The organism is Aeromonas sp. s10 (assembly GCF_040907975.1).
Lineage (GTDB): Bacteria > Pseudomonadota > Gammaproteobacteria > Enterobacterales > Aeromonadaceae > Aeromonas > Aeromonas caviae.
Window position 1 is genome coordinate 1 of record NZ_JBFOCV010000011.1, and the last position, 19,518, is coordinate 19,518.

Consider the following 19,518-nt stretch of genomic DNA (forward strand, 5'->3'; position numbering starts at 1 on the left):
CCATCGCCCGAGCCAAGGCCAAGAAAGCCGCCCTGGCGCAAGGTGACGCACCGCTGGACGCGGATAAGACATCCGTGAACACAACCGATAACGCCATTGAGGCCCCGGCTGCCGCATCCGAGCCCGCCGCAGAGGTGGACCCCAAGAAGGCGGCCATCGCCGCCGCCATCGCCCGGGCCAAAGCCAAGAAGCTGGCGGCCGAGGCTGCCTCCTCCCCTTCGACCGACAAGAGCCACTGATCCATGTTCAATATCGCGAGTGCGCCTTTTGCCCACAACCGCAAACAGACCCAGACCCTGATGGTGCTGGTGATCCTGGCCTGCCTGCCCGGCTTCCTGGCACAGACCTGGTTCTTCGGCTGGGGGACCCTGATCCAGATCCTGCTGGCGCTGGTCACGGCCCTGGGTTCGGAGGCCCTGGTCCTTCGCCTGCGTGGCCGCCCCGTCAAACCGGCCCTGCTGGATGGTAGCGCGGCGCTCACCGCCGTGCTCATCGGTCTCTCCCTGCCCCCCCTGCTGCCCTGGTGGATGCTGGTGCTGGGCACGGCGTTCGCCATCATCATCGCCAAGCATCTCTATGGCGGGCTCGGTCAGAACCTGTTCAATCCTGCCATGGTGGCCTATGTGCTGCTGCTGGTCTCCTTCCCGGTCCAGATGACCAGCTGGCTGCCCCCCTCCAGCATCGCCGCCTACGACATCGGCTTCGCCGATGCGGCCTCGGTGATCTTCACCGGCTTCAGCCTCGACGGCTACAGCATGCTGCAGCTCAAGCAGGGGGTGGATGGCCTGACCATGGCCACGCCGCTGGATACCTTAAAGACCGGGCTGACCCAGGGGCTGACCGCCACCGAAGTGATGACCCACAAGGTCTTCGAGGGCTGGGGTGGCATCGGCTGGAGCTGGGTCAACCTCGGCTACCTGCTGGGAGGCCTCTTCCTGCTCCAGCAGAAAGTGATCAACTGGCGCATTCCGACTGCCGTGCTGGGCGCATTGCTGCTCGCTGCCACCCTGGGCTATCTGGCCACCCCGGATGCCACCGCCACCCCCATGCTGCACCTGTTCAGCGGTGCCACCATGCTCGGGGCCTTCTTCATCGCCACCGATCCGGTGAGTGCCAGCACCACCGCAAAGGGGCGCCTCGTCTACGGTGTGCTCATCGGCGTGCTGGTCTATGTCATCCGCCGTTTTGGCGGCTATCCGGATGCCTTCGCCTTCGCCGTGTTGCTGGCCAACCTGTGCGTTCCCCTGATTGACAGTCTGACCCGCCCCAAGGTCTATGGAGCCCGTCGCAAATGAACCCCCATCTGAATTGTCGCAGACGCGAGACAGGGAGCCTCCCATGTTGAAAAGCATGCGCAAGAATGGCCTGACCCTGGCCCTCTTTGCCCTCGGCTGCACCGCCATGGTGGTGCTGACCAACGAACTGACCCGGGATCGCATCGCCCACCAGCAAGAGCTTGAGAAGCTGCGCACCCTGCAGGCCCTGCTGCCCGAGGGGAGTTATGACAACGATCTGGTGGCCAGTTGCAAGCTGGTCAGCAGCCGGGAATACCTGGGCAGCGATGAGCCCATGCCCCTCTATACCGCCACCCTCAAGGGGGTGCATACCGGCTACGCGCTGGAAACCGTTGCCCCCGATGGTTACAGTGGAGCCATTCGCATGGTGGTCGGCACCGATGCCAAGGGGGCCGTTAGCGCGGTCAGGGTGCTGGCCCACAAGGAAACCCCGGGGCTTGGTGACAAGATAGAGCTGAAGAAATCCAGCTGGATCGAAAGCTTCACCGGCAAGTCCCTCACGGCCGACAACGACGCCACCTGGGCGGTAAAGAAGGATGGCGGCGAATTCGACGCCTTCACCGGAGCCACCATCACCCCGCGGGCCGTGGTCAAGGCGGTTAAAAATTTGCTGAGGCTGCAACAGGAGCACCCCGAACTGCTGCACGATGCCCCCTCCTGCCATACCAACCCCTAACGCCGGAGCACACGCTATGGAACAAGTCGACGTGATTGACACGGCCAGCCAACCCGCCGGGGAAAGTGGCCGCCGCGAAGAGCTCAAGGAGCTGATACTGCAGGGACTGTGGAAGAACAACCCCTCCCTGGTGCAGGTGCTGGGACTCTGCCCCACCCTGGCGGTCTCCTCCACCTTTACCAATGCGTTGGGGCTCGGCCTTGCCACCATGGTGGTACTGGTCTGCTCCAACCTCGCCGTCTCCCTGGTGCGCAACTGGGTGCCCAAGGATATCCGCATCCCGGTCTACGTGATGATTATCGCGGCCCTGGTGACCAGCGTGCAGCTGTTGATGAACGCCTACACCTACGGCCTCTATCAGGCGCTCGGCATCTTCATCGCTCTCATCGTCACCAACTGCGTCATCATCGGCCGCGCCGAAGCCTATGCCTCCAAGAACCCGCCCCTGCTTGCCGCCCTCGACGGCTTCATGATGGGGCTGGGCTTTACCCTGGTGCTGCTGGTACTGGGGGGCCTTCGCGAGATCATCGGCATGGGCACCCTGTTTGACGGTGCCGAGCTGCTGCTGGGTGACTGGGCCAAGTCATTGCGCGTCGAGCTGTTCCACGCCGACGCCAGCCTGCTGCTGGCGATCCTGCCCCCCGGCGGCTTCATCGGCCTCGGTTTGATGATCGCCGGCAAAAACGCCATCAACGACTGGATGGGCCGCAAGCAGAGTGCCGAGAAGGCCCACTGCACCGTGCCGGCGGCGGGCGCCCGCACTACCCAGCTCTGAGACAAGAGAGAGCCATGAACAACCAGAAACGCAGGCTGATCCTGGAGCGGTTGCGCGATGACAACCCCCATCCCACCACAGAGCTCAACTTCACCACGCCGTTCGAGCTGCTCATCGCCGTGCTGCTCTCGGCCCAGGCCACCGACGTGAGCGTCAACAAGGCCACCGACAAGCTCTATCCGGTGGCCAACACCCCCCAGGCCATGCTGGATCTGGGGGTGGACGGGGTCAAGGAGTACATCAAGACCATCGGCCTCTTCAACACCAAGGCCGAGAACGTCATCAAGACCTGCGCCATTCTGCTGGAGCGCCACGGCGGCGAGGTGCCGGAGAATCGCGAGGCCCTCGAGGCCCTGCCCGGCGTCGGCCGCAAGACGGCCAACGTGGTGCTCAACACCGCCTTCGGCTGGCCCACCATCGCCGTCGACACCCATATCTTCCGGGTCTCCAACCGCACCGGCTTTGCCGTGGGCAAGAACGTCGATCAGGTGGAGGAGAAGCTGCTCAAGGTGGTCCCCGCCGAGTTCAAGCTGGACGTGCACCACTGGCTCATCCTGCACGGGCGTTACACCTGTCTCGCCCGCAAGCCCCGCTGCGGCTCCTGCATCATCGAAGATTTGTGCGAATACAAAGAGAAGGTCTATCCCGAGAGTTGATCTGCAGGCCTCTGCGGATCCGGTCTCGGGCCATGGATTCAAGGCAGTACCAATCCACCAACCCGGAGAATTGAGCAATGAGAATTCTGCATACCATGTTGCGCGTCGGCGATCTGCAACGTTCCATCGACTTCTACACCCGAGTGCTGGGCATGACACTGCTGCGCAAGAGCGAGAACAGCGAATACAAATACACCCTGGCCTTCGTCGGCTACGGCGACGAGAAGGATGAATCCGTCATCGAGCTCACCTACAACTGGGGCGTGAGCGAATACGAGCTCGGTTCCGCCTATGGTCACATCGCCCTGGAAGCGGACGACATCTATGCCACCTGCGAGGCGCTGCGCGCCGCCGGCGCCAAGATCACCCGCGAACCGGGCCCTGTGAAGGGCGGCACCACCGTCATCGCCTTCGTGGAAGACCCGGACGGCTACAAGATTGAGCTGATTGCCAAGAAAGACGCAGGTACCGGCCTGGGCGCCTGAGCCCACGCCGCCTGGCGGTGAGAAAAACAACGGGGCCCAGGGCCCCGTTTTCATTGGCTGCGGCCACCGTCAGGCCAGGCGGAAGCGCCCCATGCTCTGGCGCAGACCCGCCGCCAGCTGGCTCAGCTCCAGACAGGCTTTGGCGGTGTGATCCGCGCCGGTCGCGACCTCGTTGGAGGAGTCGTTGATGCGCGCCACGTTGCGGCCCAGCTCATCGGAGACCGCATCCTGCTCGCCACAGGCACTGGCAATCTGGATCGCCATGTCGGCTATCTGGGCCACCGCCTCTTCAATCTGACGAATGCCCGCGCTGGTGCGTTCGCTCTGGCTCACGCACTGGCGGATCATCTCGCAACTCTGGCCGGTCACCGACTTCGCCCGGTTGGCACGGGCCTGCAGGGTCTCGATGATGGCGACGATTTCGCCGGTGGAGGCCTGGGTACGCCCCGCCAGGGTGCGCACCTCGTCGGCCACCACCGCAAAGCCGCGCCCCTGCTCACCGGCACGGGCCGCCTCGATGGCGGCATTGAGTGCCAGCAGGTTGGTCTGGTCGGCAATGCCGCGAATGACATCCACCACCAGGTTGATCTGGGCGGACTCTTTCTCCAGTTCACTCACCAGGTTGCCCGCCTGCTCCATCTCACCAGCCACCCGGGTGATGGCATCCAGGGCCCCCTGCACATCCTGACTGCCGCGACGAGCCAGGGCATTGGCAGAGCTTGCCGACTCCGAGGCCACCTCGGTGTTGCCCGCCACATCTGCTACCGTTGCCTTCATCTGGGCCATGGCGGTGGCGACCAGGGCTATCTCCTGCTGCTGGCTCTGGATCCCCTGGGATGATTGCTCCGAGACCGCGCTCACCTCCTCGATGGCGGCCCCCAGCTGGGTCACGGCGGCGGCCACCTCCTCGATGAGCCCACGCAGGTTGTCCTGCATCTTGAGGGAGGCGCTGGCCAGCATCCCCAGTTCGTCCTGCCCGATGTGCTGGCGATCCAGCCGATGGGTCAGATCCCCCAGGGCGATGGCATTGGCCTGGGCCACCACGGCTTGCAGGGGCAGGCAGATCTGGCGGGTGAGGAACCAGGTCATGACCCCCATAAAGATCAGCAGGGTCGCGATGCTCACCACGGCAAAGGTCATCACCATGGTGACGCTGCCAAGCAGGCTGCCACGGTTCTCTTCCACAAAGCCAAGATTCACCTTCACCAGGGCACGCACCGCCAGCTCCAGCTCGGTGTAGAGCCCGTTCGAGCGAAACAGCGCCTCCCTGGCCTCATCCCTGCTGCCCTGGAACAACAGGGCATCCACCTGGTTGACTGCCCCCAGATATTGCAGCCACTGCTGCTTGACGCGGTTGAAGGCCTGGCGTTCATGCTCGGCCCCCACGGTTGCCTCGTAGGCATCCATGACCTGCTGCACCTTGCCCAGGCTCTCCTGGATGCGGGCGCGGCGAACCTGCCTGTCGACGGCATCTTCCACCATCAGCAGGGCAAACTGGGCACGGCGCACATAGGAGACGTCGTAGAGCAGGTTGTCCACCGAGAGCACGCTTGGCAGGGTGGAGTCGGTGAAGTTCAATACCCGATCCCGAATGTCCCGCAGTTCGGTGGCGAGAAACAGGCCGAAGACGGCGTTGATGACGGCAATGACCGCAAAGACGGCGGCAATCTTCTTGCCGATGGAGAGATGCTTGTAAGACATGTTGGCTGGTGATCCTCGACTGCAGATGTGCAGTGACACAATGATCACATCCGTGTTAGCGGTGACCCGAGACTCCTGACGGGAAATGACGATGGGAGCGAAGAGAGGGGATCCCTTGCTTCCCGCTCGCCCCACGCCGGGCCTTGTGCCCGCCACGAGGCTGCCAGCACAGGAGCGACCAGCTCGACGCAAAACTTGAGCCGATTGCCACAATCGGTCCGCCGTCATGGACAAAGCAGGGGCCAGGTTATGTAATGGCCGCTCGTCTCTCCCCATTCCTGTCTTCAGAGGCCCCATGGACAACGTATCGACCCTCTCCCCTTCCTGGTCTGTCCAACTGCGCGAGCAGATAGCGGATCGCCCCCTCATCGCCCTGGGGCTGCTGCTCGCCCTGGTCGCCGTGCTGCTGCTCCTGGTGCAGAGTCTCGTCATGCTGGCCGCAGGGGAGATAACGCCCGGGGTACGCTATGGCCTCATCGGCGGCGCTGCGGGTTTTGCCGCCACGGCGCTGGGCGCCCTGCCTGCCCTGTTCCTGCGCGCCGTTCCCCAACGGGTGGAAGATGCCATGCTGGGGTTCGCCGCCGGCATGATGCTGGCGGCGAGCGCCTTCTCCCTGCTGCTGCCGGGGCTCGAGGCCGCCGAGGGGATCACGGGTGACGGCTTCCTCGCCGCCGCCGTGGTGGTGGCCGGTATGACCCTCGGGGTGCTGCTGATGCTGGGACTGGATCAATTCACCCCTCACGAGCACGACAAGACCGGCCCCTGTGGTCCCGGCCATGAGAGCTGCTCACGGGTCTGGCTGTTCGTCTTCGCCATCGCCCTGCACAACCTGCCCGAAGGCATGGCCATCGGGGTCAGCTTCTCCCAGGGGGACATGACGGTGGGACTGCCCCTCACGACCGCCATTGCCCTGCAGGACATTCCCGAAGGACTGGCTGTAGCGCTGGCCATGTGCGCAGCCGGTTTTCGCCCGCCGGTGGCCGTGCTGGTCGCCATCGGCAGCGGCCTGCTGGAACCGCTCGGCGCCCTGCTCGGGGTAGGACTCGCCAGCGGCATGGCCATCGCCTACCCCATCGGCCTCGGGCTCGCGGCTGGTGCCATGCTGTTTGTGGTCTCCCACGAGGTGATCCCGGAAACCCATCGCAACGGCCACCAGACCCACGCCACCCTGGGTCTCATGGCGGGCTTCGCCCTGATGATGACGCTGGATACAGCCCTGGGGTGAGACGCCGATGCCCCATGCAACCCGTGGTCTCCCACGAAGTGATCCCGGAAACCCATCGTAACGGCCACCAGACCCACGCCACCCTGGGGCTCATGGCAGGCTTCGCTCTGATGATGACACTGGATACAGCCCTGGGATGAAACGCCGATGCCCCATGCAACTCGTGGTCTCCCACGAGGTGACCCCGGACACCCATCGCAACGGCCACCAGACCCACGCCACCCTGGGCCTGATGGCAGGCTTCGCTCTGATGATGACCCTCGACACCGCACTCGGCTGATCACCCCCCTCAAGCCCCGTGCGCCTAGTGACGACAGCGCGAACCCCTTGAAATAAGAGGGGGAAATCGCCTAATGTTGAGCCCCCGGCGCCCTTTGACTGGTTGATGTACGGCGCCTGAATCCCATCGGAAGCCTGCCCGGATGACCCTCAGGATAATCCTGCTGCTGTGTCTGCTTGTCCTCACCGCCAGGGCCATTGGCGCCACCGAGGTCTTTCATACGGCCGCGCAGCAGGCGTCGTCCCCCAAGTACGTGACGCTCCCCGACGGGCATGTCGGCGGGATCTGCGTCGATCTCTTCCGGCTCATGGAAGCAAGGGAGCCAGCCCTTCGCATTGAGGGAGATCAGCGCTTCCTGCCGCTGCGACGGCTGGAAAAGAAGGTGCAGCACGGTCAGCTGGACTTCATCTGCGGCGTGGGGGAGAGCCCGGCCAGGCGGGATCACTTCATCGTCCTGACTCCCGCCATCTTCACGGTGCGCTACCACCTGGCGGTGCGCCGTGACGATCCCGTCGAGATACGCAGCTGGCAGGATGTCAGGGCCCTCGGCCAGGCGGGCATCATCCTCATCAACCATGGCAGCGGCGCCATCGCCCGGCTCCAGGATATCGGCGGCCTCATCATCGACAGCGGCGGGATCAGCAACCAGGCCAACTACGAGAAGTTGTTGATGAAGCGCGGCCGTTTCGTCTACTACCGCTCCCCGGGGTTTGAGTCCGACTTGCGCGAACAGGGGCTGGCCGACAAGATCCGCATCCTCCCCACCGTGATGGAAGAGACTCCCTTCTACATCCTGTTCCATCGCCACAGTGCCCCCGAGCGCCTGACCCTGTTCGCCAACACCCTGCAACGGCTCGCAGACAGTGGTGAACTGGCCGCCCTGGCCAGACGCTACCCCTGACCCCCCATCCGCGCCATCGCAATGCTCGGCGCCACCGCCAAGTTTTGCTATCATCCACGCCAACTTTTTCGGCCCAGCGGCCATCGAGACGAGGTAGATGATGAAAGTAGGTATTATCGGCGCCATGGAGCAGGAAGTAGCCCTCCTGCGCAGCCAGCTGAGCGAGCCCACCACCCTGCAACTGGGCGGCTGCGAGTTCTATCAGGGCAAGCTGGCCGGTAAAGAGGTGATCCTGACCCGCTCCGGCATCGGCAAGGTCGCCGCCAGCGTCGCCACCAGCCTGCTGCTGGAGAAGTTCGCTCCCGATTGCGTCATCAACACCGGTTCCGCCGGCGGCTTCGCCCAGGATCTGCACATCGGTGACGTGGTCATCGCGAGCGAGATGCGCTTCCACGACGTGGACGTGACCGCCTTCGGTTACGAGATGGGCCAGATGGCCCAGCAGCCCGCCGCCTTCCCCTGCGACGAAAGACTCATCGCCCTGGCACAAGCCTGCATTGCCGAGCAAGGCAAGCACCAGACCAAGGTCGGGCTCATCTGCACCGGCGATCAGTTCATGTGCAAGCCGGACGCCATCGCGAAAGCCCGTGCCGACTTCCCGCAGATGCTGGCGGTGGAGATGGAAGGGGCCGCCATCGGCCAGGTATGCCACATGTTCAAAGTGCCCTATTTGGTGGTACGGGCCATGTCGGACATCGCCGGCAAGGAGCAGGTGGAATCCTTCGATGCCTTCATCGAGGTGGCGGGTCAACACTCCGCCGAAGTGATCATCGCGCTGCTCGGCAAGCTGTGATCAACGCCCCCTCCTGGGATGTCCTGATGACCGCCCTCGCCTCCACGACGGCGGGCATCATGGTGGGGGCCGCCCTGCTGGAGGCCCTGCTGCCCTGGCCCGCACGCTTTCGACCCGGCGCAGCAGTGCCTCTGCTCACCCGCCTCGGCCAGAAGGTCTATCGCCCCGACGGCACGCCACGCCAGCAGAGCCAGGCCGGGCTCCTTGCCCTGCTGGTGGTCTGGGTGCCCTGCGCTGCCGGTCTCTGGGCGGTGCGCAATCTCTCCCTTTCCGAGCCCCTGTTCGACCTCCTGTTCCTGCTGCTGATGCTCGAATCCCGCCCCTTGCGGGAACTCGCCCGGGGGAGCCGCGCTCTGGCAACCCAGGAGACGCTGGTCGTGGCGAGGCTGCAGGTCGCCCCCTGGCTCAAGCGGGAGACCGGCAAGCTCTCGGTGATGGGGTTGAACAAGGCGGTGAGCGAGACCTGCGTACTGCGCCTCGTCGGTCAGTGGGCCGCCCCCCTGCTGGGCTTCGCCCTGGCCGGGGTACAAGGTGCCCTGCTGGTGCGGCTCGCCCAGTTGACCCATCTGGCGTGGAACCCCAAGCAAAGCGCGTTCGTCCACTTCGGCCGCCCGGCTGCGGCGCTCTATCAGGGTTTCTGCGCCCCCGCCATCCTGCTGCTGGCGCTCCCCCTGTGCCTGACCCAGGTGCGCGGGCTGGGCAACAGAGTTCGGCCTGCGCTGCATTGGCCCCATCCCGCCATGGGGGTCCTGCTCGCGCTGCTGGCCCGGGCGACGGGCAGCCGACTCGGCGGCCCCCGCTACTATCAGGGCCAGCTGGTGCGCTTTCCGGTATTTGATGAGGGGAGCGAACCCGATGCCAACCTGCCCCTGCGCCTGCTGCAGCGTCTGCAACTGACCGGCTGGGGCTGGCTCGGGCTCTCGCAGCTCCTGACATGGATGGCGCTCAATCATGGCTGATCGCGTTTCCCTTCGTGCCCTGGGCCTGTTTGTCTGCCTGCTGGGCACCTCACTGTGCGCCATGGCCACCCCGCCGCAGCGCATCGTGAGCCTCACTCCCCATCTGACGGAACTGCTGTTCGATATCGGCGCCGGGGATCGCGTGGTCGCCACCGACGATGCCTCCGATTACCCCGCCGAGGTGGCCAACCTCCCCCGGGTGGCCAACTATCGCAGCATCAACCTCGAGGCGCTGCTGGCCCAGAAGCCGGATCTGGTAGTGGCCTGGCGCTCCGCCCAGGCCCTCATGCTGGGCCCGGTCGAGCGCCTCGGCATCCCCGTCTTCTACTCGGAGCCCACCGACTTTGCCTCCCTGGCCACCGAGATGCGCAGCCTGGGGCACCTGCTCGGGCTCACGCCCAGAGCCGACGAGCAAGCCCGCGCCTATCTGACCCGGCTCGACGCCCTGGCGGCGCGCTACGGCGAGCCCAAGCCCCTGTCTGTCTTCTATCAGCTCTGGTACCCGCCGCTCACCAGCGTCAATAATTCGACCTGGCCGGGGCAGGCCATCACCCTCTGCGGCGGACGCAACATCATGGCGAATACGGGAGCAGCCTACCCCCAGGTCGGGCTGGAGCAGGTGATCAAGGCCAATCCCGGGCTCATCCTGGCTGGCGGCCGGGATCCTTCCGTGCTGGATCACTGGCGGCAGTGGCCCATGCTGGACGCCGTCAAACACCAGCGGCTCGCCCTTATCAACGCCGATGAACTGCACCGCTTCACCCCCCGCGCCCTCAACGCGGTGGAGCAGATATGCGAGGCGATCGAGATTAAAGGCATCAGAGACCTCCAACAGCATCCCCAAAAAGACCTGATATTTATACCGCAGGACAGACGCTCTAAAGAAACAGAAACAAAGCACCATCTTGGTCAGTGACAGGTGATTACTGTATTACTAAAGCGGTTTAAACGCTTTTGCAGACGACACTTTATTTTTTGAATAGTACAATAACTTCATTGTCTATCATATCGACACTATCGAGAGCTCTTGGATACATTTTTTTTGCTTCAGCTAAAAACTCTAGCCATAAGTCAATTGCTGGCTTCATAAAATGTAGAGCTTTGTCTTCGTCTTCAATCGAATAAAGAATTGTACTAAGTAAGGTAAACACATAATTCATAGAGCCGATCATGACTTGTGATATGTGCCGCTGATTGGTAGAGGAAATTTGCGAAAGATAATTAAAATTGCGCAACATCAATTGATTTATTTGATTGCGGGACGAGAATACTTCTTGCCACTCCCCCATGATTTTATCTACAAAATAGTTAAAATAGTCAACATCTATAAGAGGTTCAAAATTTTGTTTTGACAACGGGATGGGGGAAAACAATCTAGTTATTTCATCAAGTATGATGTGTTTATTAATAGGATGAAATAATTTCACCTCACTGGCTGGCAATGCTTTAGCCCCTTCAATTTTCACACCGTCACTACAGTTGAAACATTGTACATTTTCATTTGTAGAAAGAACCTGTTCGACAACCCTACGAGAGGTATCAAACATAATATTACTAATTATCTCACCACCAAAATTCCCCTCACGAGACCACTGTTTATCACTATACATTAGATTACCAAGAGCCTTAGCATTATCTTCATTGTTATAGTATGAACTATATCTAGAATGATGATGCCCTTTATTTTTATAACCATTATCTAAACCAAACAGATAAAGGTTTGTAAAACCAAGATAAATTGGCGCACTAACTCCAATATTTCCTACCAGAGGATTCACTCCACCAATTACAGCGTAGTGAGGTAATGTAGGGAAATTGGTTTGATAGACAGAAGACCCGGGCTCACCGGCTTTAAAAATCAAAGCCGATTGCTTAAACAAGGTAGAGCAATCTGGATGAATAACATCAGTACTCAAGAAAATAATATCATGAAGATATTCTGGGTCGTTTAGATTAAGTAAAAAGTCATAAACTATCTTTGTGCGCTCTGTCGCAACATATATATCTGGCTTTATACCTATTTTGTGTAAAGCTGAAATTGCACTACCACAAGCGACCAATATGGCATTATCTTTGTGTTCCTTTATTACATCCAATGCCTCATCTAAAGAAGGTCCATTTCCAATAACAAAGACAGGGGCCCTCTGATATTTCGAGGAGATCTTCTCTCCTTTTCGTAAGAAAGGAACCGAACGCTCAATATTGGTAATGCTATGGGATAAGGCTATCAGGTTATCATCAAAAAAACCCCAGCCCATCACCAATAAATAATACTCTTGTTGTACTTTTTCGATCAAAGCCCTTATCTTGTCATTTTGGTAGCCCCACATAATAAAGGAGTTAGCTGCCAAAAATGATCCTCGTCTATGAATCGCTGACGAAAAATCCTTCACTATTGTTTGTTCATCCTGCCCCAATAGAATATGAACACCTAGGTTTTCTTGATGCAGGTAATCAAGTAAAGGCGCCCAATCGAAGCAATATAATGAGGCGTAAAATAGGTCCAGGTCCGGCTCGAAGAGGAACAGAGTCCCAATCTTGCACCTTTCATAGAGATAACCAAGGTGGTATCCGAGACCAACGCCAAACACGAGGGCACTGGGGACCTCACTGGGGACATACCCAAGCAACGTCTCATTTTCACATATCTCGTCAAGATAAATATTCAATTTATTTAGATACTCAACGTGCATAAAGCCAAGAGGATTTGTCTCTTGGCTAAATGACAACTTTGATAGAGCACCCTTTTCTATAAACTCCTTCACCAACGTTTCACAAATAAGATAGGGTTCAGCACCATAAACGGCAACACTCTCATCAACCCACATCAGGTTGGGTTGACCATTTTCAGTACAAAATATTTTGAAAGGACGGGTAGGCTGATAAGCCTCATAGATGTCTGCAATATTGGGGATATATTGACGAAAGGCCCCCATATTCTGTTCAAAGCGCAATGGTAGTGCTATCGCCATGGCAGCTTCCTGCTCAGCTTGCTGTTGCAGTCGCTGCGCATCATGCTCGGCTTTACTCAAAGCTACATCTATATTGAGTGACATCAGTACTCCTTGCTATTCACACGATAGGCTTGGCCAGCTTTACTGGCTCTTCCAAACAGGGCCAATTGTTCGAAAATGGCATGATGATGAGTGGCGGCCAAGTTTCTCATGGCCTCTTCCTGAACGGACAATCTGACGGCCATAACTGCAGCAGCCTGTTGCTGTGCATCATCGCTACTAGCCAGCACAACCAGCTTCTCAATCAAGACAAGCCTGTCATCCATACATTGCAAGGCATCATCATATTGCTGCTGCTGCAACAACATTTCTATGAGACCAGCATTCTCGTTCAGTGCATTTTCGAGCTCGGCAAGCCTAGTGCTCATAGCTCACCCAACTGCTGTCTCATCTGATAGCCTTGGTTTTTTTCGGTCTCAGGCAGTTGATCCCAGCCTGACTTGATGGTCAGCATGAGTGTCATCACCTCTTCAAGAGGCTCCGTATCCCGATTCAAGCTGGCATCCCAGACACGCTCATCCATATAGGCATAAAGCCCATACAGATCCTCCGCCATGCGTCCCTGGCTCATGTCCAACGCATCCTGCAAACCATGAAGCAACCCTTGGGCCTTGGAGATTGCGATGGATTTTGCCTCCATATCGTTGCGCTCTATAGCACCCTTGGCTTGGGCCAAACGTTCCAAGCAGCCCTGCATCATTAGCTGAATAACGCGATGGGGGTCTGCAGTGGCCAGATCGGCCGCCAAATTACCCGCTGTATATGCTTTGATATTGCGCTTGTACATAATTTAACACTCTCGATCTATCAAGACTTCTGATAACTCGTCTGCAATGTTGCCAATGCAGAAGCAGAACTGTTCATCTTGACCAACAAGGCATCTAGACTGCCGTACTGGGCGCGCAATGCCGCTTCATACTTCGTCAACTGGGCATTGGCCGTCGCCGTTTTTTGGGTCAGCGCACGCAAATCCGAATTCAGGACATCTTCTCGTTGCGCAAGCATGCCGCCGCTCTTGGTATATTCTTTCAGGCCGGAATTAAGGGTAGATGCCAGCCCCTTCTCTCCCCCAAACAGGGCCACCACCTGATCGAAGTTCTTGTCGACAGCTTCCCCGAACTTCGTCTTGTCGAGGGACAGTTTTCCCTTGTTGTCCATCTTGATGCCAATCTCAAAGACGGTGGAATAAGTACCGCTGTTCTGAGAAGGGCTGACCAGCAGGTTGCTCATGAAAGACTCGATCGCTCGGGTGGTGGAATCCCCGGCCAGAGCCCCGCCATCGTCCTGCTTCACACCACCCACGAAGGTGTTGCGTTTGCCCAGGGAATTCATCTTGTCTTGCAGAGTGTTGTAACCATCCACGAACTGCTGGACAAGCTCCTGAATGGAGGTCTTATCGGTCGTGATATCGACCTTGTTTGCCTTGAGATCCCCCGCACTGTCTTTATCCGAAACGCGAAGTACCGTCACCTTGAGATCCTGAATGGAATCATCAAAGGTGTTTGTATCACTCTTGAGGACGTTGCCATCCACGTTAATCTCGGCACTGCTGGCTGCCCGGGTCTGGCTCATCACACCGCCACCGGCTTCGAAGACCCCTAGCTCGGCGTTATCGCCGGTGATGGTCAAATCCTTGCCGTCTCCCGAGATACCGGAGTCGATCACCAGCTTGGCCTTGCCATCAGCCGTGTTTACGATGTTGACACTCAGGCCGAAGTTATCGCCATTGCTGTTGATGCTTTTACGGATATCTTGCAGGGTGTCCCCAGCCTTCACATCAACCTTGAACGTCTTGTCACCCGCCTTGAAGGTCAGTTGCCCATCCTGAGTCGCCAGAGGGGTGGTCGAACTGTCGAAGATCCCCTCCTGGCGGCTCGTTTCCGCCAACTTATTGACGATGATGTTGTATTGACCGTTGGAAGCACCAGACTTGCCCTCCACCTTCAAAATGGGGTCATCTTTGCTCTGGGTGATGTTGATGGCGCGTTTGTTGAACGCACCTGGCGCACTCAATTTATCAAGAATGTCGGTAAAGGCAGAGATGGAGGATTTCAGCTGACCGATGCCGGACAAGGTGATCTGGGTGCTGTTCTGCTTGGTGATGATCGGCTGTTGCAACTGGGCCTTCTTGGCTGACACACTCGCCGAAATCACACTCTCAAGATCGATTCCAGACCCTGCTCCCGCTGAAGTAATTGCCATCACATCCTCCTGTCTATCGACTTAACATATCAGGTCACACTAGGCCATCGAACAACAACCCGGAGAGACTTGGCAAGTTGTTCCCAGCTTGTTCCATTGCCTGCAACCTCTTGTTCATCAAGAGCATTTCTTCACTCGGGATCTGTCGAATAACCTGCTTGGTATCCACATCAATGACCTTGATGACCGGCTGCTCCAGCTCGGGAACCAAGCTGAAGTTGATCGTCCATCCCTTCATCTTGCTCAGGTTGTCCAATCGTTCTTGCAATTCTTGGGCCTGTTTTTCTATATAGGCCTTATCAATGCTCGGCTCGGCTGCCCTGATGTGTGCTAGTGGTTCCTGCGATGCCTTGGCTGCCGACTCGACGCCTTTCTGTTCGACTACATCATATCCATCCGCAACGGATACGGATGAAGAAGCGGACATGGCGGCCTGAAGGCCGCCATGTTGAGTTAGCGTCGAAGTAACAGAAGGCATGGCTATCATTTCATTGGCCATCTGCTGCTCCTCATATCAATGATGTTGACGTTAAGGCCCGCTTAACCCAGCAGCTGCAGTGCAGACTGGGGACGCTGGTTGGCCTGGGCCAGGATGCTGGAAGCCGCCTGTTGCAGGATGTTCTGCTTGGTCATGTTGGCGGTTTCTGTCGCAAAGTCTGCATCGCGGATACGGGAACGTGCTGCGCTCACGTTTTCCGAGATATTGGCCTGGTTGCGAATGGTTGAGTCCAGACGGTTCTGCACCGCCCCCAGCTCAGCACGCTTGCCATCAACTACTTCCAACATAGCATCAGCTGCGGCCAGAACGGCTTGGGCCTTGCTCTGAGTACTAATACTGATGCCACCTGCACTACCGCTAACGAAGATTAGAGATATACCAGTCGCAGTTGTCACACTACCTGCAGGGCCAGATACGATATCAATCGTAGTCCCCGCAGCTTTTGCAATCCCAGAAATGCTGAACCCTCCGGCTTGAGACAAGCTAAACCCAATGGTCTGATTGGCATCAGCCCCGACTTGGAATTTACCGCTGTAGTTACCATCCAGCAGCTTGGTGCCGGCGAAGGTGGTGTCCTTGGAGATACGGTTGATTTCGGCCCCGAGCTGGTTTACTTCCTTCTGCAATGCAGCTCTGTCCTTATCAGAGTTGGAACCGTTGGCTGATTGTTGTGCCAAGGTACGCATACGCTGCAGCATACCGGTCACTTCATCCATAGCCCCTTCTGCAGTCTGCGCCAGGGAGATACCGTCGTTGGCGTTGCGGTTGCCCTGGTCCAGACCGTTGATTTGGGAGGTCAGACGGTTGGAGATCTGCAAACCCGCGGCATCATCTTTAGCGCTATTGATACGCAGGCCAGAAGCCAGACGAGTGTAGGAAGTATCCATCGACTTGCTGGTATTCATCAAATTACGCTGAGCGTTCAGTGATGAAGTATTGGTATTGATATACATGGCCATAAAAAATTTCTCCTGATGAACAAGAAACTGCGGGCCCTGCAGATGTCATAGACAACTAGGTTCCCACCGTTCAGATGGACAGCTTGAACGAGTCTGCCTCATCTGGCGGGCCCTCTGTTTGAACAGACACAGGACCCGCAGTTGCGCAAATGCTGGATTTCCGAACACCCCTCAATTTGCTTCATACTCTGTAACGGCATTCCCACCAGAAGCTTTAGGAAATTTATTGCCGCCTTCATAGATAAAGAGGCAAGAGCTCTCCGCTTACAAGAAAGTTGCTATAGAACGAAAGAGCATAGCCTCCTTTATGACACTGTTTAGTGCCGTAGCTATGTGTGAAATACCAAAACTGCAGAAAGTTGGCACAACCTGTGCTAAGTATGAAGTGACGTCGCTTCTCTGACGCCCATAAAAAAGGCCGACAATGTCGGCCAAAGAAGAGCTTACGCTCAGGAGAACAACCTCGAGGGTGACAGAGTGAACGATCTGCGCAACACTCGAGGGGTATACCAATAAGAGAACTTCTCTTTCGATAGAACAAGGCGTAAATCCGAACACCCCATTGTTCCATCTTGTTTACCAGGGCGGCCTGAACAACCGCCCTTTTCTTTTTCTCGGCTTCAGAACCTTAGTTCTGCAGCAGGGAGAGCGCAGACTGCGGACGCTGATTGGCCTGGGCCAGGATGCTGGAAGCGGCCTGTTGCAGGATATTCTGCTTGGTCATATTGGCGGTCTCGGTTGCAAAATCTGCATCGCGGATACGAGAACGGGCTGCGCTTACGTTTTCCGAGATATTGGCCTGGTTGCGAATGGTGGAATCCAGACGGTTCTGCACCGCACCCAGTTCTGCTCGCTTGCTATCTACGACTTCCAACATAGCATCAGCAGCAGCCAAAACGGCTTGGGCCTTACTCTGAGTGCTAATACTGATCCCACCTGCACTGCCGCCAGTGAAAATAAGGGAGATACCGGTCGCTGTTGTTACACTCCCTGCTGGACCAGACACAATATCAATCGTAGTTCCTGCAGCTTTTGCGATCCCAGAGATACTAAACCCCCCTGTTTGCGCCAAACTAAACCCGATTGTTTGGTTGGCATCAGCACCTACTTGGAAAGTACCGCTAAATGAACCATCAAGCAGCTTGGTCCCTGCAAAGGTGGTTGCAGTGGAGATACGGTTGATCTCGGCACCCAGCTGATCCACTTCTTTTTGCAGGGCTTCACGATCCTTGGCGGAGTTGGAACCGTTGGCGGATTGTTGAGCCAGGGTACGCATGCGTTGCAGCATACCGGTCACTTCATCCATCGCCCCTTCAGCAGTCTGAGCAAGGGAGATGCCGTCGTTGGCGTTGCGGTTGCCCTGGTCCAGACCGTTGATCTGAGAGGTCAGACGGTTGGAAATCTGCAGACCTGCCGCATCGTCCTTGGCGCTGTTGATGCGCAGGCCGGAGGCCAGACGGGTGTAGGAGGTATCCAGGGATTTGGTGCTGTTCATCATGTTACGCTGAGCGTTGAGCGATGAAACGTTGGTATTGATATACAGACTCATGATTTTTCTCCTAAGCTATTAAAATTTAACTTTAATTCACTCAGGCTTTATTGTGTTTTGTGCCTGATATGTTTAGTTAACGGCGCCTTTTCACAAGACTTTAATTTCTTTTTTCTGCCTTTCTGGCAGTAATCGCCGCCTAACCTATATATCGGCCTCTATTCCTCACCCTTGAGAAAAAAATCGGGATTTTTTGTCACCTGACAGCCCGCCCCCCGGGCCATAGTGGCCACAGCCCGCATCAGACAAGGCGGGAGCGTGATCTTCACCCAGCCTTCAGAAACCGGCGCTGGCTCCCACTTTTGCACGCCAGCATTGCTCATCCCCACACCTTGCCCCTAAAATCGCCGCCCCATCATCTATTGGACGTGAGTTGTTCTCCATGCAGACACTGGTTGAGCAGATTGTTTACATCAGCGACATGTTTGGTACTGCGGTATTCGCGTTTTCGGGCGTACTGGTGGCCGGCCGTCTCAGGATGGACGGTTTCGGTGTCATGGTGCTGGCGGCAGTCACCGCCATCGGGGGTGGCACCATCCGCGACATGATCCTGGGGGCCACCCCCGTCTTCTGGGTGCGCGACCCCCTCTATATCTGGGTGGTCATTGCCACGGCGCTCATCGGCATGTGGATGGTCAAACTGCCCCGCCGCATGCCCTGGTATGTGCTGCCGGTGGCGGACGCCTTCGGGTTGGCGCTCTTTACCGTGATCGGGGCACAAAAAGCCCTCAACTTTGGTACATCGGGGCTTATCGCCGTATTGATGGGCACCATGACGGGGGTTGCGGGCGGCATGATCCGTGACGTGCTGGCCCGGGAAGTGCCCATGGTGCTGCAAAAGGAGATCTACGCCACCGCCTGCATTCTGGGCGGCATCCTCTATACCTTGTCGCTGGAGGTCGGGGTGGACAGGGTCAGCGCCATGCTCATCAGCATGCTCGGGGTATTTGGTCTGCGGGTGGCGGCCATCTACTGGCACCTCTCCCTGCCCACCTTCTCGCTGCAGCGCAACTGAGAAGCCTCAGAGTGGGCGAGATCCCATCCCGGCAGGGACAAGATTGAACCAAGCCGGCTTTTCTGTTGTCATACAGGGGTCGTTTCAAGCCGGAAAACCTCATGCAAAAACTTGGGCTCATTACCACACTTGTTCTGATGATGGTGGCAGCGGCTCATGCGGGGGCACAGGCCCTGTTCGGGCGTCTGGCATCCACCCCAGTGCAGCAGTTCAACCAGCAGATCCGTCAGGCGAGCAGCAGTCAGCAAGGCTGGGTCAACGACTATCGCGAAGTGGCTCGCCGCTTCGTCGGCCATAAAGATGTACCCACCCGTATCCATGCTCAACAGCTGGACAACGATCTGGTGCTCTCGGTGGCCCTTGATGGCCAGCGTAGCGACATGCTCTACATCCTGACCCTGTTTCGCAGCAACAACCTGTGGCAGATGCGTCAGGCCGAGATGGGCTGGCGCTGTCAGGGTCAGGAAACCTTCACCCCGGTCCCCTGCCCCTGAGCATCTACCTTCATCCGAGTGAAATAAAAAATCCGGCGCC

General features: G+C 57.9%; 21 protein-coding genes and 2 pseudogenes. 15 read left to right on the forward strand and 8 right to left on the reverse strand.

Annotated features, from left to right (window positions below):
- The 6 genes from AB5Y59_RS02900 to gloA all read left to right on the forward strand — a co-directional run.
- On the forward strand, positions 1-239 hold a 239-nt coding region (locus tag AB5Y59_RS02900; RefSeq protein ID WP_368211468.1), incomplete at its 5' end, for a hypothetical protein.
- A 3-nt stretch (positions 240-242) separates the two neighbouring features.
- Entirely contained in the window at positions 243-1,295 is a 1,053-nt protein-coding gene (gene rsxD, locus AB5Y59_RS02905; RefSeq protein WP_010674314.1) for an electron transport complex subunit RsxD, read from the forward strand.
- 43 nt (positions 1,296-1,338) lie between these two features.
- Positions 1,339-1,971, forward strand: a complete 633-nt coding sequence (gene rsxG, locus AB5Y59_RS02910) for an electron transport complex subunit RsxG (protein ID WP_201972213.1) — start codon at positions 1,339-1,341, stop codon at positions 1,969-1,971.
- A 16-nt stretch (positions 1,972-1,987) separates the two neighbouring features.
- A complete protein-coding gene (locus AB5Y59_RS02915; RefSeq protein ID WP_368211469.1) occupies positions 1,988-2,746 on the forward strand; it encodes an electron transport complex subunit E in 759 nt (252 codons plus the stop codon).
- A gap of 14 nt (positions 2,747-2,760) precedes the next feature.
- Positions 2,761-3,402, forward strand: a complete 642-nt coding sequence (gene nth, locus AB5Y59_RS02920; RefSeq protein ID WP_005302279.1) for an endonuclease III — start codon at positions 2,761-2,763, stop codon at positions 3,400-3,402.
- 77 nt (positions 3,403-3,479) lie between these two features.
- Positions 3,480-3,887, forward strand: a complete 408-nt coding sequence (gene gloA / locus AB5Y59_RS02925; RefSeq protein ID WP_342040797.1) for a lactoylglutathione lyase — start codon at positions 3,480-3,482, stop codon at positions 3,885-3,887.
- Between the two features lie 69 nt (positions 3,888-3,956).
- Here the strand turns inward: gloA and AB5Y59_RS02930 are convergent, their stop codons facing one another.
- Positions 3,957-5,588, reverse strand: a complete 1,632-nt coding sequence (locus AB5Y59_RS02930; protein WP_319910633.1) for a methyl-accepting chemotaxis protein — start codon at positions 5,586-5,588, stop codon at positions 3,957-3,959.
- Positions 5,589-5,883: 295 nt separating this feature from the next.
- Between AB5Y59_RS02930 and AB5Y59_RS02935 the strand changes: the two genes are divergently transcribed.
- The 7 genes and pseudogenes from AB5Y59_RS02935 (at position 5,884) to AB5Y59_RS02965 (ending at position 10,662) form a co-directional block, all read left to right on the forward strand.
- Complete coding sequence (locus AB5Y59_RS02935) at positions 5,884-6,813, forward strand: ZIP family metal transporter (RefSeq protein WP_039038671.1); 930 nt, start codon at positions 5,884-5,886, stop codon at positions 6,811-6,813.
- Positions 6,814-6,836: 23 nt separating this feature from the next.
- Positions 6,837-6,953: pseudogene (locus tag AB5Y59_RS02940) on the forward strand (ZIP family metal transporter); the annotation flags it as partial.
- Between the two features lie 23 nt (positions 6,954-6,976).
- Positions 6,977-7,093 (forward strand): annotated as a pseudogene (locus AB5Y59_RS02945) (ZIP family metal transporter); the annotation flags it as partial.
- A gap of 142 nt (positions 7,094-7,235) precedes the next feature.
- Positions 7,236-7,994: an ABC transporter substrate-binding protein gene (locus AB5Y59_RS02950; protein WP_010674307.1), complete on the forward strand. Its 759-nt coding sequence runs from the start codon at positions 7,236-7,238 to the stop codon at positions 7,992-7,994.
- 100 nt (positions 7,995-8,094) lie between these two features.
- Entirely contained in the window at positions 8,095-8,787 is a 693-nt protein-coding gene (gene mtnN, locus AB5Y59_RS02955) for a 5'-methylthioadenosine/S-adenosylhomocysteine nucleosidase (protein ID WP_139736560.1), read from the forward strand.
- A 26-nt stretch (positions 8,788-8,813) separates the two neighbouring features.
- A complete protein-coding gene (locus AB5Y59_RS02960) occupies positions 8,814-9,746 on the forward strand; it encodes a cobalamin biosynthesis protein (RefSeq protein ID WP_139736561.1) in 933 nt (310 codons plus the stop codon).
- Positions 9,747-9,807: 61 nt separating this feature from the next.
- A complete protein-coding gene (locus AB5Y59_RS02965; protein WP_368211498.1) occupies positions 9,808-10,662 on the forward strand; it encodes a cobalamin-binding protein in 855 nt (284 codons plus the stop codon).
- A 52-nt stretch (positions 10,663-10,714) separates the two neighbouring features.
- Here AB5Y59_RS02965 and AB5Y59_RS02970 read toward each other — a convergent pair whose 3' ends face one another.
- The 7 genes from AB5Y59_RS02970 to AB5Y59_RS03000 form a co-directional block, all read right to left on the reverse strand.
- Positions 10,715-12,802 carry a 6-hydroxymethylpterin diphosphokinase MptE-like protein gene (locus AB5Y59_RS02970; RefSeq protein ID WP_368211470.1) on the reverse strand — a complete coding sequence of 696 codons (2,088 nt, stop codon included), beginning with the start codon at positions 12,800-12,802 and terminating at the stop codon, positions 10,715-10,717.
- A complete protein-coding gene (locus AB5Y59_RS02975; RefSeq protein ID WP_233462864.1) occupies positions 12,802-13,128 on the reverse strand; it encodes a hypothetical protein in 327 nt (108 codons plus the stop codon). Before AB5Y59_RS02975 ends, AB5Y59_RS02970 begins: the two co-directional genes overlap by 1 nt.
- Complete coding sequence (fliS, locus tag AB5Y59_RS02980) at positions 13,125-13,547, reverse strand: flagellar export chaperone FliS (protein ID WP_139736563.1); 423 nt, start codon at positions 13,545-13,547, stop codon at positions 13,125-13,127. The genes AB5Y59_RS02975 and fliS overlap by 4 nt, the downstream gene beginning before the upstream one ends.
- Before the next feature lie 20 nt (positions 13,548-13,567).
- Complete coding sequence (gene fliD, locus AB5Y59_RS02985) at positions 13,568-14,965, reverse strand: flagellar filament capping protein FliD (RefSeq protein ID WP_180344770.1); 1,398 nt, start codon at positions 14,963-14,965, stop codon at positions 13,568-13,570.
- 31 nt (positions 14,966-14,996) lie between these two features.
- Positions 14,997-15,461 (reverse strand): flagellar protein FlaG, encoded by a 465-nt coding sequence (locus AB5Y59_RS02990; protein ID WP_235671645.1) that lies wholly within the window; start codon positions 15,459-15,461, stop codon positions 14,997-14,999.
- A 41-nt stretch (positions 15,462-15,502) separates the two neighbouring features.
- The gene (locus AB5Y59_RS02995; RefSeq protein WP_139736565.1) at positions 15,503-16,420 is read right to left on the reverse strand and encodes a flagellin; all 918 of its coding nucleotides are present in this window, start codon (positions 16,418-16,420) and stop codon (positions 15,503-15,505) included.
- Between the two features lie 628 nt (positions 16,421-17,048).
- A complete protein-coding gene (locus AB5Y59_RS03000; protein ID WP_139736566.1) occupies positions 17,049-17,969 on the reverse strand; it encodes a flagellin in 921 nt (306 codons plus the stop codon).
- A 382-nt stretch (positions 17,970-18,351) separates the two neighbouring features.
- Between AB5Y59_RS03000 and AB5Y59_RS03005 the strand changes: the two genes are divergently transcribed.
- Together AB5Y59_RS03005 and AB5Y59_RS03010 are read left to right on the forward strand one after the other, a co-directional pair.
- Positions 18,352-18,984, forward strand: a complete 633-nt coding sequence (locus AB5Y59_RS03005; protein WP_041212810.1) for a trimeric intracellular cation channel family protein — start codon at positions 18,352-18,354, stop codon at positions 18,982-18,984.
- Between the two features lie 101 nt (positions 18,985-19,085).
- A complete protein-coding gene (locus AB5Y59_RS03010) occupies positions 19,086-19,478 on the forward strand; it encodes a hypothetical protein (RefSeq protein ID WP_039038657.1) in 393 nt (130 codons plus the stop codon).
- Positions 19,479-19,518: the final 40 nt, after the last annotated feature.